The 14,802-nt window shown below is 62.5% G+C and carries 10 protein-coding genes; 4 read left to right on the top strand and 6 right to left on the bottom strand.

The genetic code is table 11. The features are described 5' to 3' along the window. Positions 1-3 precede the first annotated feature (3 nt). On the bottom strand, positions 4-5,031 hold the full coding sequence (locus QCE79_RS23870) for an autotransporter outer membrane beta-barrel domain-containing protein (RefSeq protein ID WP_309848226.1): 5,028 nt from the start codon (positions 5,029-5,031) through the stop codon (positions 4-6). A 417-nt stretch (positions 5,032-5,448) separates the two neighbouring features. Continuing rightward, on the bottom strand, positions 5,449-6,786 hold the full coding sequence (locus QCE79_RS23875) for an AarF/UbiB family protein (RefSeq protein ID WP_250494359.1): 1,338 nt from the start codon (positions 6,784-6,786) through the stop codon (positions 5,449-5,451). Positions 6,787-7,279: 493 nt separating this feature from the next. Here QCE79_RS23875 and QCE79_RS23880 point away from each other — a divergent pair, with 493 nt between their 5' ends. The 3 genes from QCE79_RS23880 (at position 7,280) to QCE79_RS23890 (ending at position 9,213) form a co-directional block, all read left to right on the top strand. Continuing rightward, positions 7,280-7,672, top strand: a complete 393-nt coding sequence (locus QCE79_RS23880; RefSeq protein ID WP_244829908.1) for a hypothetical protein — start codon at positions 7,280-7,282, stop codon at positions 7,670-7,672. A 541-nt stretch (positions 7,673-8,213) separates the two neighbouring features. Next, positions 8,214-8,624: a hypothetical protein gene (locus QCE79_RS23885; protein WP_250468861.1), complete on the top strand. Its 411-nt coding sequence runs from the start codon at positions 8,214-8,216 to the stop codon at positions 8,622-8,624. A gap of 178 nt (positions 8,625-8,802) precedes the next feature. Then, a complete protein-coding gene (locus QCE79_RS23890; protein WP_244829906.1) occupies positions 8,803-9,213 on the top strand; it encodes a hypothetical protein in 411 nt (136 codons plus the stop codon). Between the two features lie 6 nt (positions 9,214-9,219). On the opposite strand, the gene QCE79_RS23895 is transcribed toward QCE79_RS23890, so the two are convergent. Further along, complete coding sequence (locus QCE79_RS23895; RefSeq protein ID WP_309848227.1) at positions 9,220-9,657, bottom strand: response regulator; 438 nt, start codon at positions 9,655-9,657, stop codon at positions 9,220-9,222. A gap of 228 nt (positions 9,658-9,885) precedes the next feature. Between QCE79_RS23895 and QCE79_RS23900 the strand changes: the two genes are divergently transcribed. After that, complete coding sequence (locus tag QCE79_RS23900; protein WP_250510831.1) at positions 9,886-10,128, top strand: hypothetical protein; 243 nt, start codon at positions 9,886-9,888, stop codon at positions 10,126-10,128. 10 nt (positions 10,129-10,138) lie between these two features. On the opposite strand, the gene QCE79_RS23905 is transcribed toward QCE79_RS23900, so the two are convergent. Genes QCE79_RS23905 through QCE79_RS23915 form a run of 3 tightly spaced genes read right to left on the bottom strand, consistent with a single transcriptional unit; the run spans position 10,139 to position 14,478 of the window. Then, positions 10,139-11,713: an efflux transporter outer membrane subunit gene (locus tag QCE79_RS23905; RefSeq protein ID WP_309848228.1), complete on the bottom strand. Its 1,575-nt coding sequence runs from the start codon at positions 11,711-11,713 to the stop codon at positions 10,139-10,141. Beyond that, positions 11,697-13,280, bottom strand: a complete 1,584-nt coding sequence (locus QCE79_RS23910; RefSeq protein ID WP_244829902.1) for a DHA2 family efflux MFS transporter permease subunit — start codon at positions 13,278-13,280, stop codon at positions 11,697-11,699. The genes QCE79_RS23905 and QCE79_RS23910 overlap by 17 nt, the downstream gene beginning before the upstream one ends. A 10-nt stretch (positions 13,281-13,290) precedes the next feature. Then, on the bottom strand, positions 13,291-14,478 hold the full coding sequence (locus QCE79_RS23915) for an HlyD family secretion protein (RefSeq protein ID WP_309848229.1): 1,188 nt from the start codon (positions 14,476-14,478) through the stop codon (positions 13,291-13,293). Between the last annotated feature and the right edge of the window lie 324 nt (positions 14,479-14,802).

A 14,802-nucleotide genomic window follows, 5' to 3' on the forward strand; every position in this document is an offset into this window, starting at 1 on the left:
TGCTCACCAGATGTACCGCGCGCCCAGCAAACCTTGGTAGCTGCGATAACCGCCGTCGCCTTGCTGGTAGCCGAGGTTGCCCCACAGACGCCAGTTCCGCGCGAGTTGCGCCTGCGCGCCGACCTTTACTTCGAGGCGATTTCTCGGGCCGTCCTGCGACACCACGATCTGATTGAAGGCGATGGAATTGCCGCTCGTGTCGTGCCACCAGTTGACTTCGAGATACGGCAGCCAGCCCGGCGCCGCGGCCGATCCCGGCGCGTGAAAAACGCGCATGCCCACGCGCGTCGTCAGTGCATTGATATTGCCGCCATGGACGATCGTGCCCCCAGACTCTACGTGATCGTCGGCGGCATAGTTCGAATAGATGACTTGCGCTTGCGGCTCGATCAGCACCGGGCCGCTCGACGTCTGACCTACCGCGAACGCCCATCCGCCTTCGACCGATCCGCCCCACGTATGGCTCGCGTAGCTCTCGCCATTCAGTTGCGCGCCCTTGACCGTGTTGTCGAAGTGCGCATATTGCAGCCACGTATCCACGTAAGGTCCGACAGGCGAAAGCGCATTCGCGCGCCAGGTCGCGTAGACGCCGGCGCTCGCGCCGTTCACATTGCCTCGCGCGGTGGCGGGATTGTTACGCGCGGTGGCATCGGTTGTCGACGAACCATAACCCGCCATGATGCCCGCCTGCCAATGCTGCGCGTTCGACATGCGATGCAGCAAGTCGATGCCCGCCTGAAAGAGCGCGGTGTCGGTGGATTCGGCAAGCCGCCCGCCGGCCGCGTTGCCGTCGGTGTGCGCGGCGCGAGTGCGCACCCAGGCCGTCGATTCGTTGCCGCTCATGCCATCCACGGCGAAGGGATCGGGGAAGCCCGCGCGGTCGTGCAAGGTCATGACGAACATGTCGCGCGCCGCTGCCTGATTGCCAAGATAGCCGCCCGGTTCGGGTCGTGGCGCGGGTGTCGGTGTAGGCGACGGTCCGTCCGTCAAGGTTCGCAAATACCAGTTGCCATCGGCGGGTGTACTCGCGCCGCCTTTGTACAGGTTGTATTCGTATGGACCCGCGACGACGCGGCCATCGAGCGTGAACTGGCCGTTCGACTGACCATCCACCTGAACGATGCGGATTCCGTTGCTCGTTATCGCCCCCGCGCCGCCTGCGTTCCGCACTTTCACGGCGGTCTGACCGGCACTGTCGCCATGCACGATCAGGCGATCTGTCGCGGAACCGTCGCTGCCCAGCGCCGTGCTCAACGTCAGCAATCCGTTGTTGCCGATGTAGTTGCCCGCGACCGTCAACGTACTCGTGGGCGTCGGGCTGCTCATGCGGATTTCGCCGTTGTTCGTCAACGTTCCGCCGATACTGAACGCGCCAGCCGCGGCATTCGCGAAACCGGGCGCTGCATCCGCGACCGCGAGCAATCCGTTGTTCACCACCGCGCCGCCCACGCCGCCATAACCGCCGAATGTCGCGCCCTGCGCCACCGATACTTGGGGCGTGTTCGGCAATTGCGCGTTGTCGGTCAGGATGAGCGCGCCCGAATTCACTTGAGTGGTCCCGCTGTATGTCTGGCTGCCCGGCAGCAATAGCGCGCCAGAACCTTGCTGCGTCAACGCGCCGGTTCCGCTGATCGAGTGGCCATAGACGTAGCGATCGCTGCGATTGAACACCAGCGCGCCGTTGTTGACGATATCGCCCGCGACGCTGCCCGACGCGCCGCCCGTTCCGAGCTGTAGCACGCCCGCGTCAATGGTGGTCGGCGCCGTGTAAGTGTGGTCCGCGCTCAGAATCAACCGGCCGGCACCGGTTTTCGTGAAGCCGCCCGAGCCGCTGATGACACCGTCGAACACGGTGTTCGTACTGTAATTTGCCGTGAGCGTTGCCGTGCCGAGCGAGACGTTGCCCGCGCCTGCGAGGCTCGTGACCTGCTGATTGAAACCGTTCAAATCGAATGTCGTGCCCGGCGACAACATCACGCGCGAACTCGGCGCGATGACATTCTCCGCTCCGGCTTGCAGCGTCCCGCCCTCGATCAGCGTCGCGCCGGTGTACGTGTTCGCCTTTGACAATTGCAACGTGCCCGCGCCTGCCTTGGTGAGCGTCTTGCCATCCCAGCCCGTCGTCTGATTGGCCGTCTCATTGGCGAGAACGACGTCCATGTCGAACGAATCGCCGGGTTGCACGAGCGTGAAGACGCCGTTCGCCGTCGCGGGCGTCGTCCCGTGCGCGGCATACCACGTGAGCCCGACGCCCACGTTGTAGTTCTGGGCGGTATAAGCGGACGAGAGCGTCAGGAAATCGACGGAACTGGCCGTGCCGCCGATGCGCGTCGATGCGAACGTTCCACTAAGCCCGCCGGGCGTGGTCGCGTGGATTTCCGTGAATGCGCCCGCTGCCAGTTGCGCGGCGCTCGTCGCGGGCGCTGCCGTGTAACCCGCGAGGTTGAAGATCGCGCCAGGACCGATCGATGCCGTGCTCGCCGAGATCACCGGTTCGGCAACCCCCGCAATGCTGGACAGTGTGCCGGTCATGGTGAAGGCGCGGCCGACTTCGAGCTGGCTGCGGCTCGACAGCGCGGTGGTCGCGCCGGACGCGGTCGTCCAGTCGGCCGCAGTCGTGAACGCGCCAGTTTGCAAAAGCCGTAATGTGCCGGCTTCGACGCTGACCGCGCCTTGCGTCGAACCGGAGGCGGCGAGATTCGCCGCGCCGACGCCCGTTTTCAAGAGCGCGCCTGAGCCGCTCAGTGTGTTGAGCATCAGGGCGTCGTTGGCGAAATCCAGTTGCAGGATGGCGTTATTCGTCACCGCGCCTGCGCCGAGCGCGGTCCCGGTTGCCGCGATCAGCTTGCCCGTAGCGATGGTCGTGCCGCCGCTATACGTGCTCGCGCCACTTAGGCTCAGGGTCGCCGGGCCGGTTTTCACCACGCTTCCGCTACCGCCGATCGTGCCGCTGAAAGCGGTATCGGCGAGATTGACGGCGGTGAGTGCCGCACCGCCGAGCGCGACTGCGCCCGCGCCGCTCAACTGGTTGATTTGCTGCGCGAAGCCGTTCATGTCGAGCGTGGCGCCGCTCGCGATGTTGACATTGCTGCTGGTCGCGAGCGAGTCCGTCACATCGGTTCTCAGCGTGCCGCCGTCGATCAGCGTGCCGCCGGTGTGGATTAGCGGCGCCGATACGATCAACAGGCCCGGACCTGTCTTCGTCAAGGTGCGGCCGTCCCAGCCGCTCGCGAAGACACCGACCCGGTCAGCCAGCGGCACGTCGAGGTTGAAGGTACTCGCGGCATCGGCGAGAGTGAAGGTGCCGTTGGCGATAGCGGCCGGTGCGCGCCACGTCAGGCCGAAGCCAACGTTATAGTTCAGGCCATCGGGGCTTTTCGCGCCGGTGAGCGTCAGGTAATCGGCGGGGCCTTGCGTGCCCGAGAAGCCGACGCTGGCGAAATCGCCCGAGATCCCGCCTGTCGTCCGAATGATGTTGAATTGCGTGCTCGTAAGCGCGCTGGCCGTATTGGGCGCGTCGGCTCCGAAACCGCTCACGGTCAGCGCGCCCCTGAGTGTCGCCGTGCTGGCCGTGATGATCGGCTGCACCTTTCCTATGCCCACGTTCAGCGCCGAGCCTACTTCCTGCGTGAAGTTCGTGGCGATTTGCAGACTCGACTTGTCCGAGATGCTTGTCGTCCCACCGACGCGCGTGGTGTATACGCCGGCGTTGAAGGCACCCGGATGGTCGAAGCCGAGCGTGCCCGCTTCGACAACCACCGTGCCTTGGCTAGAGCCGGCTTTCGTCAGGTGAGTGGCGCCACTGCCAGCCTGAATGAGTGTGCCGTTGCCGACGATCTGCCCCGCGAATGTCGCCACCGTATTGCGATTGAAGCGCAGCATGCCGTTGTTCACGACGTCGCCGTCGAGCGAGCCGCCCGCGCTGCCAGTACCGATCGTGAGGCTGCCGCTGTTCTGCACCGTGCTTGCCCCGCCATGCTGCGTGAGCGTGCCGCCGAGCGTCAGATCGCCGATCACGTTGAGCGCGTCCGGCGTCGTGCCACCTATCGCGATGTTGCCGGTCAGCGTCCAGACGCTCTTCACGCCGGAGGTGAGCTGGCTCAATCCCGGCCCGCGGCCCGTCGCGATGTTCCCGGACTGCACGGCCGAGCCGGTCAACGCGAGCGTGTTTCCCAATCCTTCGATGTCGAGGATATTGTCATTCGCGCCTTGCAGCGACGACCCCGTTCCCAGCGTCACGCGATTGTTCGAACCGACGAGAAGAATCGCCGCCGATCCCGCACTCGCGATTTTGCCGTTATTGACGAGCGTGCTGTCCTGTTGAAGTTGAACACCTGCGCCAACGGTGCTCTGGATGCTTCCGGTCGAGCTGTTCACGACCGACATTGGAAGCGTTCCCGTGTTGACCACGCCAGCCTGATAACCGGTTATCGATCCGTCGTTGTTGATGACGACCGAGCCTGTCTCGACGAATATTCCGTCGCCATAGGTCGCATCGCCCACGCCGGAAGCAATCGATGCCTTCGCGTGATTGTTGATGATCACCGTTCCGGTCGAGCCGATATAGACGCCATTGGGCGTTTGCTTGATGGGCCCGGCGACCGCGCCATTGATCGTGCCGAAGTTGTCGAACGTCCCACCCGACGCGTCGATATACGCGACACCGTGACTGGTTCGTGCGCTTATGTCGCCACGGTTGATCAGATCGTTGGAATTTCCGCCGCCGTCGAAAAGCACGCCGAACGTATTGCCGAGCAGCGCGCCGCCCGCGTTATTGGTGAGCGTGGCGGGCACATAGAATTTGATCGCGGCCGCCTGGTTGTCGACCGCACTGACGATGACTCCCGCGTTGTTGAACGTGACAGGCGCGATGGCCGTGACATCGATTGCGTTCTCGGACTGCGTTGTGATAGTCGTGCCCGGAGGAACCACATAAGAGCTGTCATCCGATAAGACAGCGCCCGTCGTGCTCGACGCAACCTGTCCCGCTTGGGAGGGCGCCGCGAACCCAATCAGGGCGGCGGCCGCCAATGGACGCAGTCTCGTGTTGAACGATGCGCAATGACGTGTTCGAGCGCGACGTGTTTTCATGCGAATCGGCCTCGCCCCGGTGCGTCGTGTTCATGCCGGCGTTTGTACAAGTAATACTTCGGCTTATCGTTACGAATCTCCGGTGCTTTACCGGGGTGTAAGCGACCCGTGTCATTCTAGGACACAGTTCCCGATAAAATTCTCGTTACCTAGGATCACTTATGAAATTAGCTTCGCTTATTTTGTTAATGATCGCAGACGTCTTACCGTTCGATGTCATGTTTGCCATGCATACTCGGAACGCCTGTAGATCGAATCACTCCGACCGTTTCGATGAAAAGCGACACCGTGCCGATACGCGCGAGCCTGCGATGACCGTCAGCCTGGCCCGCGCATGCGCCACGCGAATTGCTTCGCTCACCGCTGCTCCGCACCCGCCCGCTGCGCGATAAGCCGGGGCAAACGCGGCAGCATATGCGGCCAATGAGTGGCTTCGTGCGCGAGCCGCGTCGCGAGACTATGGCAGCCGAACTGATCGCGCGCCAGCCGAGCGATGACCTTGCGCGCGATCTTCCACACGTCGATGTCGGGCGCAACGTCATGCGCCATGTGCTCGACCGCTTCCATCGTCCGCGACAGCAGCATCGCCCGCGACGCGATGCGCCCGTGCGCCGCGCTGTACATGTGCTCGACGGGCGCCTTGCCGATGGCATCGAATAAATGTGCCACGCCCACACCATGCCGCGTGTGCTTCGTGGAGAAACGTTCCGCCTCGCGCCGATACGTGGCCTCGACACGTACTTCGTGATGGATGGAGTGCGTGTCCGGCCGTCCGTGCTCCAGATGCACGCGCGCAGCCGCCTTGTGATCGCCTTGCAATAGCGCATCCGACACGCCGACGATGAACTCGCGTTCGTGCGCGGCGAAAAACATCGTCGGATTGTCGGCTTCGAGGACGATCTGGCCGAATGTGTCGGTGTCGATGCTCACCCGTGCGCCGGCGGCATCGAGTCCGGCGTGATAGAGGCCCGCGCCGAGCGCCATTTCGAAGAACGCTTCGATGAGGGTCGCAATGAGATCGGCCTGATCCAGTCCGTGACGCGCGAGCGCTTGCGCGTCCGAAAGAGAAATGGTCGCGATGGAACGCGTGGTCAGAACGGCGTCGTTGCAAAAGTCCCAGAGCACTTCCGGCACGGCGAGCCGGTTATCGTCACGCAACCGGTAGCGCAAAAAGCTCTGGTCGGCGGCGCGCTGGCGTAGGTCGATCATTGCGTCGACGGTTTCGGTGACGCGACGCACCCATTCGGACGGATGCATGTCGCGCGCCTTGGCCGAACGGCGTTCCGCAAAACGCGCGGCGGCGAGCGCGAGATCGAGATCATCCGCGAGTTCCTGGCGTGCATCCGGACGCAGGAGCGTTACGCGCACCGCCATTTCGCCGATGCGCGCCGCATGCGTCTGCTCCGCGATGCCCGAGCGCAGCGGCGCGGCGCTCACCTGCGTCAGCGCAACGCCTTGCGCGCGCAAAGCGGCGGCGGACACATCGCGGAACTGCGTGGCATCGTACGGCGTGAAAAGCCCGTCCATTTCGGTCAGCGCAACGCGCACCGCCGTTTCCGCCAGCGCGGGATGACGTGCGAGCGCGCCGGACGTCGCGTTCAGGACGCGCGGCAACTGCCGCAGCACGGGCAAGCTCGACGCGAGCGGCGCGGCACGCGCTCCATGTAGCGCGAAGAAGCGGGCGACGCGCTGCATCGAGGCACCATCCTCGCTATGGTGACTTTCCCGTATGAATGCACGGCCTAGGCGCCAAAGGGTGGCGAGTCGTCGCATGGCAGAGTCGGGCTCGCTGAGTAAGGTTTAAGTTCGCAAACGTGCAATAGACATGCCTCGGTGCAGGCTTTTGAAACGCGTTTTGTCTTCCATGTGTAACACGTTTCAGCCAGCCGTGCGTGTGCTTGGCTTTGTTGCTAGTCGCCTCGAAAGTCGATGGCCAGCTTCTTACCGTCCCGTTTTTCATGTGCTAATTTTATTTAGTACGAGGGATTCGCGAACCTCGTCGAACGCGTCGAAGCGACGGCGACATCATGAGCAGTCCGTTGGTCGAAGCCGGATCGCGCATGTTTCACCCGCTCTTTCGACAATTCGCTCCGTTGCATCGAGCGATTCGGATACTCGGATGTGTCTCATTAGATTCTTAAGCCCGATCGAGTTTAATGACACTCATCCCAAGCAAACAAGGTCAGCGATGAAAGCCCCTCAAGTCACGGTAGATGCGCAAGGCAACACGATTGTTTCCCATTCGACACCTATCAGCGAGCACTGCAAGAGCCGCGTGCGTTTGCTTGCATCGCTGGTCGAGATGATTGCCGCGCCCGGTGCCTACGAGCAATTCGCAATGTTTTCGGACGTCATGCAGCGCGATCTTCTGCATCTCATGCACTCGCTTGCGGAAGAACAAATGCCGCTCGTCGAGGCGCTCGAAAAACACACGGCGCAGGTTTATTACGAGAAGGGCGTGAATGCGGCGCTCGAGCATCGCAGTCGTCAGCAACAAGCGGAAATCGCTGAACCGCCGCCGGTCGAATCGACGGACTACCCGCACATTTCAATGCCGGCTTTCGAAGAAGTTCGGCATTAATAAGGCAGTGTTGTCCTGTTGCAAATGGAAGGATGGATCGTTGAAGCAGTTGAGGTGGCATCGGATGTGAACCGGTACTAGCATTTTGAAGCACCGGTCGCATCCGCAGTACGCGGTAGTCGAGTAGTGTCGGAAGTAAAGCAGCAGCAGTACGAGAAGTGAGCAGTAACTGTAGCAACGCAGTACCAGTAGCATCTGAAGCACCCGCAGTATCCGCCGTACGAGAAAGTGAAGCAGTATCAGAAGCAAAGCAGCACCCGTAGCAAAACGCAGTACGAGAAAGTCAGCAGTACCCGAGCCCCTGCCCTAAGCCAGCAGGGGCTTTTTTCATTTTCGCGTCCGTTTTCAGCGCACCGTTACTTTGTATTATTTTGTCGGCACATGCTGCACATAAATTTCGATACGGTATCGTAATCCCTGCTAGCAACACGTTAGCAATATAAAGAACGACGAAGCCGCGTACTTCATCGAAAAATCATGCTGAGAGGCACTTTTGAGCGCCAGCAATATCATTCCCATCCGCACAAAAGACAGAGGCGCCATGCAGAACCAGGCCGAACAACCAGTCGAGCAAGCCATGTATATCCTCGGGCAGATCGGTGCCGTAATCTGTCACGACCATGGGCCGCGTCCCAACACATCCATCCTCACCAAGATGGCCTCGCGTCCCGCCGAAGGTCTGTGGTTCGCGGTGGCGCGCATGGACGAATTGTGTCCGCCGCAACGCGGTTCGAGACGCACGCTGCTTCGCTGGAAGCACGAGGAAATCGGACGTCTGAGCCGTCTGTTACCGCATCCGCTACCGGCGGATGCCTGCGCCAAAACCCAGATGCCCTTCTGGGCCGGCTATTGTCAGTACTGGGAAGACGTGCTCAAACAGCACGTGCAGCGCGACATCGACAGACTGAGCATCGAACTCGATGGATTGCAGCGCAAGAGCGCGAACCTGTGAGTCGCCGCGAGCCTCGACAGCGTCAGGTTGCGGCGCAGGGGCAACTCGGGCACACTCGCGCGCTCGCCCGCGGCAGTCGATCACCCTTGAGGAATGCTTCCTTGCCGTGCTCGAACGGCATGCCGCGTCGCACTGCATCGGCGTGCTCAGCCCGAGTTTCAAGGTAAAGGAACAAACGATGGATGAAGTAAAGGTCACGGTCGACAATGACGGGCATCCCGTCATCGGCCATTCGGAATCGATAGAACAGCGCTGCAACCATATCGCGCAGGCCATTGCCGCGCTCGCCGATAGCGTCGCGGCCGCCGACAGTTCCACACAGCGGTCGCTCATGGCGCTTTTGCGCACGCTCACGCACGAGCAACTCGCGCTGACCGCTGCGCTCGGCGACCACGCAGGCGAGTTTTCATCCGATGAAGCGTATCGCAGGACGTACCGCCGTGCCTTCAGAAAAGGGTATAGCGCGGGATTGCAACGGACCTTGCCGGCGCGTCAGACCGAGACCGTGGAACGGCCGATCAAATCTTCGGGCATCGCAACGAAGCGCCTGCGGCAGGACGCACTGCGCAACACGGTTCTGGAGCATTGAAGAGGCTCATGCCTGGCGCATCGAATAATACTCATGCAGCACGGCGATCAGCCGATCGAGTTCGGTCGGCTTGACGAAGTATCCATTGAAGCCCTTCAGCCGCGCGCGCATTTGATCTTCCAGGCTCGTGCGGCTCGTGTGCGCAATCAGCAGCATGGCGGGATCGGCAGCGCGGATGACTTCGGCGACTTCCCAGCCATCGCCGAGCGGCATCATCAGATCGAGCAGCACTACGCCAGGACGCCACTTGCGCACGGCCGTCACGGCGTCGAGCCCGGTATGGGCGGCGCGCACGGTCAAATCGGCGTCCTCGAGCGCGAGACAAATGGCGCGTGTCGCGTTCATGTCGTCGTCGGCAATCAGCACGCGTGGTTCGCCGCTGTCGGCCGAGCGTTCAGGCATCTGCCAAACGGCTTCATCGGTGAGACGGTCAAGTCGTTGCATGTCGTTGCCCTCAGGGAAGCAAGGACGAAAGCAACCCGCGTTCCCTGTTTGGAGCAGTTGGCTGTCCTCAGGCAGCATATGGCTCACGGCGATTACACTCGGGGAATACCCGATGCTAATGACACGCGCCGTCAGGCGACACGTCGAGCGTTTTTTGCACCGCCGTGACGCCTTCGCTCCCGACATTGGCGCGTCGATGACGTCGCCGCACAACCCGAGGTTCACACGATGTTCGTCGTCTACTGGCTGAGCGGCACATTGAACGAGGCAACGCCCCAGGCCGAACACCGAAGGTTCGATCCCACCGCGCTCGCGGATGCGCTGCAATACGCCGAAGCACTTCGCCGCCGACAGGCGCAAGGCGAGGACATCGCGTTCGTTACTTTGTGCAGCGAGAATCCGCAGTCCGTTGGCAAAGCCGGAGTCGCCGATCCACCCGCCGATTACGCATGGAAGAAACGTCGACGCTAAGCCTTGCGCGTTACGAACGTGCGTCCTTCTGCGCCTGGGCCACGTTCGGATCGTCGTCCTGCCATCCGCCGCCCAGTGACTTATAGACCGCGATGAGATCGGTCGTCACATTCACCGTCGATTGCGCAAGCTGCTCACGGGTCTGCGCAAGCTGACGCTCCGCGTCGAGCACCGTAACGAATGCGGTGATGCCCTTGCGATAAGCATCGGTCGCGAGTTGCAGGCTGATCTCATTGGCATCGACAGTCCGCACGAGCGCCGCACGCCGGTCCTGTTCCGTGCGATACGAAACCAGCGCGTTATCCACGTCCTGCAACGCATTGAGCACGGTCTGCCGATAAGCCAGCCCCGCTTGCGCGGCCTCGGCCTTCGAAATGCGTATGTTGGCGCGCAGCGCCCCGCCTTCGAAGATCGGCAGCGAGATACTCGGCCCGACCGACCAGAACAGACTCGACCAGCGTGCGAGATAGTTCGCCTTCAACGCGCGCGTGCCGACCTGACCCGTCAGCGAGATATCCGGATACAACTGCGCGACGGCCACGCCTACCTCCGCGGTCGCGGCATGCAACTGCGCTTCGGCGCGACGGATGTCGGGGCGACGCCGCGCGAGCGTCGAGGGAAGCCCGATCGGCACCATCGGTGGAACGGGCGGCACGGCGCGCGCATCGGACAACTCGGCATCGAGCGTACCGGGCGGACTGCCTATCAGCACGGCGAGCCCATTCAGCGCCTGTGCGATTTGCGCGTCGAGCGTCGGCAGTTGCGCCTGCAGCGTGCCGACTTGCGCACTCGCGCTTTGCACGTCCTGCTGGCTCGTCAGGCCCACGCGCGCCTGCTCGCGCGTGAGATCGAGAATTTGCTGCTCCGCGTCGATCTCGGCGAGCGTGATTTGCTTGATGGACTGTGCGCCGCGCAACTGCGCATATGTGCGCGCCACTTCCGATTCGAGCGAGACGAGCGCGTCGTTGCGGCTTTCCATCTCTGCCTCGGCCTGCGCATTGGCGGATTCCACCGAACGTCGCACGCGCCCGAAGAGATCGAGTTCCCACGATGCATCGAAGCCATCTTGATAGATCGTCGCCGGCCCGGTGGCCGAATCGAGACCCTGACGCAGCGTCGCGCCTTGCGCGCCAAGCTGATCGATCTGGTTATAGACGCCTTGCGACTGGAGGATGCCCTTGAGCCCGAGCTGCTCGCGCATCACGCTGGCGCTCGCATTGACCTGCGGCAAACCCTGCGCCGCTGCCGACACGCTCTGTTCGCGCGCCTGCGCTATCCGCAACACGGCTTGCTGCAAATTCAGGTTGCCCGCCGCCGCGCGGTCGATCAGCGAGTCGAGCATCGGATCGTCGAACTGCTTCCACCAGCGCGGATCGGGATCGGCGGCAGTCTGCACGACCGATGGCGCATCCGCATGCGGCACGCGCGCATCGTTCTGCGGATTCTGCGAGCGCTGCGTGTCGCTCCAGACCTCGGGGACATCGGCGCTCGGCGCCTTGTAATCGGGTCCGACGGTACACGCGCTCGTCAGCAAGGCGAGCATCAGAATGGAAAGACGCGGCTTCATCTCAATGGCCTCCCGCACCGCCAGCAGCTTTCACCGGCGAGAAGAAAAACGTGAGCGGAATGAACATGAACGAAAAGATCGCGCATGCGGCGAAGACATCGAGATAGGCGAGGATCGTCGCTTGCGAAACGAGCGTCTTGTACATTTGACCCGTTGCGGCCGTCATCGCCTGCGACATGGTCTGGCCCGTGTCCATCAGCGTGCGCGCAATGCGCTGCACCGCGTCGTTGTACGGCTGGTTGAGCGGCGTCAGATGCTCGACCATATGCGCCATGTTCGCCTGCGTGCGCTCGCGGATCATCGCGGTCGCAAGCGAGATGCCGATGGAACCCGCCACGTTGCGAAACATGGTGAAGAGCGCGGAGGCGTCGTTGTTCATCGACTTCGGCAGCGAGAGATAGGCGAGCGTCGTCACCGGCACGAACAGAAAACCGATGGCGGCCGACTGCGCGCTGCGCATCATCGTCAACGTTCTATAGTCGATGTTCGGCACCAGTCGATGCGAGTAGAGCAGCGCGACGCCCATCAGAAAGAAGCCGAAGCCGACCAGATAACGCGTCTGCACGTAGCTCATCAGCTTGCTGACGACTGGTATCAGGAACACGATCAACAACGCGCCCGGCGACAGCACGAGACCGGCAAGCGTGGCCGTGTAACCGAGCTGCTGCTGCGCGAGTTGCGGTATCAGCACCGCGCTGCCATACAGCACCGACGCGAAGCCGACGATGGCCGCCGACCCCAGCGCGAAGTTGCGGTCTTTGAGCACGCGCAGATCGACCACGGGTCGCTTCGCGTACAACAGCCAGAATGTCGCACCGACGATGCCGACCGCCGCCAGCACCGCGAACGTGATGATGAAGTTCGAATGGAACCAGTCGTCGTCCTCGCCGCGATCGAGAAACACTTGCAGACAGCCGAGTCCGAGCGCGATCAGGCCGATGCCCACGCCGTCGATACCCACGTCCTTGTGGCTCTGCTTCTTTTCCCACGGCGGATCTTCGACGAACTGCATGACCGCGATGGTCGTCAGCACGCCAACCGGCACGTTGAGCAGAAAGACCCAGCGCCAGGTGAAGTTGTCGGTGATCCAGCCGCCGAGCGTCGGCCCGAGAACGGGCGCCACGACGATCGCCACCGCCGAGATCGAAAACGCGCGGCCGCGCTGCTCGGGCGGGAAGGTATCGAGAATGATCGACTGCTGGCTCGGCTGCAAACCGCCGCCGAAGAAGCCCTGCAGAATGCGGAAGATGATGAGCTGCCCGAGATTCGTCGCGATGCCGCACAGAAACGAACACACGGTGAACGCCGCGATGCAGATCAGGAAGTAGCGCTTGCGCCCGAGGATCTTCGAGAAGTAGGCGGACAGCGGCAGCACGATGCCGTTCGCGACGAGATAGGACGTGAGCGTCCACGTGGCTTCGTCGTAGCTCGCGGACATGGTGCCGGAGATGTGCGGCAGCGCGACGTTGACGATGGTCGTATCGAGCACTTCCATGAATGCCGCGAGCGTCACCACGACGGCGATCAGCCACGGGTTCGACTTCGGCTTCCAGTTGCTGTGATCGTGCGCGGCGGTATCGCTCATGGCTCAGTTCTCAGTGCGTGAGCATCACGGTCGGCACGACCGACAGCCCGAGCGGCAGCGACGTGCCCGGCTTCATGCCATCGTCGATGATGATTTTCACGGGCACGCGCTGCACGATCTTCACGAAGTTGCCCGTGGCGTTCTCCGCCGGGAACGCGGAGAAACGCGAGCCGCTGCCGAGTTGAACGCTGTCGACGTGACCGTGCAGGTCGAGGCCCGGATAGGCATCGACTTCGAGCTTCACCTTGTCGCCGGGACGCATGCGGTCGAGTTGCGACTCCTTGAAGTTCGCCGTGACCCAGACGCGCGTGGTGACGAGCGTGAGAATCGACGTTCCAGCTTGCAGGAAGGTGCCGTATTGCACGTTGCGCCGCGTGATCCAGCCGTCGGCGGGCGCGCGCAGTTCCGTGTACGAGAGATTCAGTTGCGCGGCTTCGACTTGCGCCTGTGCCTGACGCACTTGCTGGCGCTTCTCTTCGACGGCCGCGATCACGGTGGCTATTTGTTGCGGCACGAGGCTCGCCGTGCGCACTTGCGCACGCGCCTGCGCGACGTTCGCCGCAGCGCTTTTTTGCTGCGCGGTCGCGGTATCGATGTTTTGCTGCGACGTCGCGCGGATATCGACTGATTGCTGACGCTGATACGCCGCGCTCGCCTGCGCGAGATTCGCCCGCGCGTTCTGCTCCTGCGCCTGTGCCTGCGCGAGCTGCGCCGGATACTGCACACGCGCCACTTCGAGCTGCGTTTCCTGCGCATGCAACTGCGCCTGGGCAAGCCCGAGCTGCGCGTTGGCTTGATCGAGTTGCGCCTGATAGTCGCGCGGATCGATCTTGATGAGCAGATCGTCCTTATGCACGAAGCGGTTGTCGTCGATGTTCATCGTCACGACGTAGCCCGACACCTTCGGCGCGATGGTCACGGCGTCGCCATCCGTGTAGGCGTCGTCCGTGCTGATCTCGTTGCGCGTCATGAACCACCAGACGAAGGCGCCGATAGCCAGCACGACCACGACGACGCCAAGGATGATCAGGGGTTTCTTGCCAGGCCCCTTCTTTTCGCCCTTATCGTCCTTACCGTCTTTACCGTCTTTACCGTCCTTGCTTTCCTTGCTGTCTTTTTCTTTCTCGCCGTCGTCGTCGCGCTTGCGGTCGTCGTCGCGGTCGTCGTCTTGGGCTTCGGAGTCGTGTTGATCTGGCATCGCCGCTCACTTGTCAGGTTGAAACCCGGACGATGCGCCGGGTGGAACCTCGGGTTCTGGACCTGCGGATGGACCACGCGCAATCGACGCCGCGTATGCGGGGCGCCCGAGCGGAATCATCCGAGGGCAGGCAGCAAGCAAATCGTGTTCCGCGATGGCATTTGTCGGCCTGGCGCGAACGTGCGGGCGGGTTGGCATGAATTTGCGCTTGCCGCGTAAGTGCGACGGCCGGAAGCATTTTAAATGCGCGTTGTAGAAGTTTCCACGCCGCTCATTCGCTCCTAACTCTGTGCGCCGATCATGCGTTTCATCGAATCGAAACCC

The sequence above is a fragment of the Caballeronia sp. LZ003 genome (genome assembly GCF_031451465.1).
Lineage (GTDB): Bacteria > Pseudomonadota > Gammaproteobacteria > Burkholderiales > Burkholderiaceae > Caballeronia.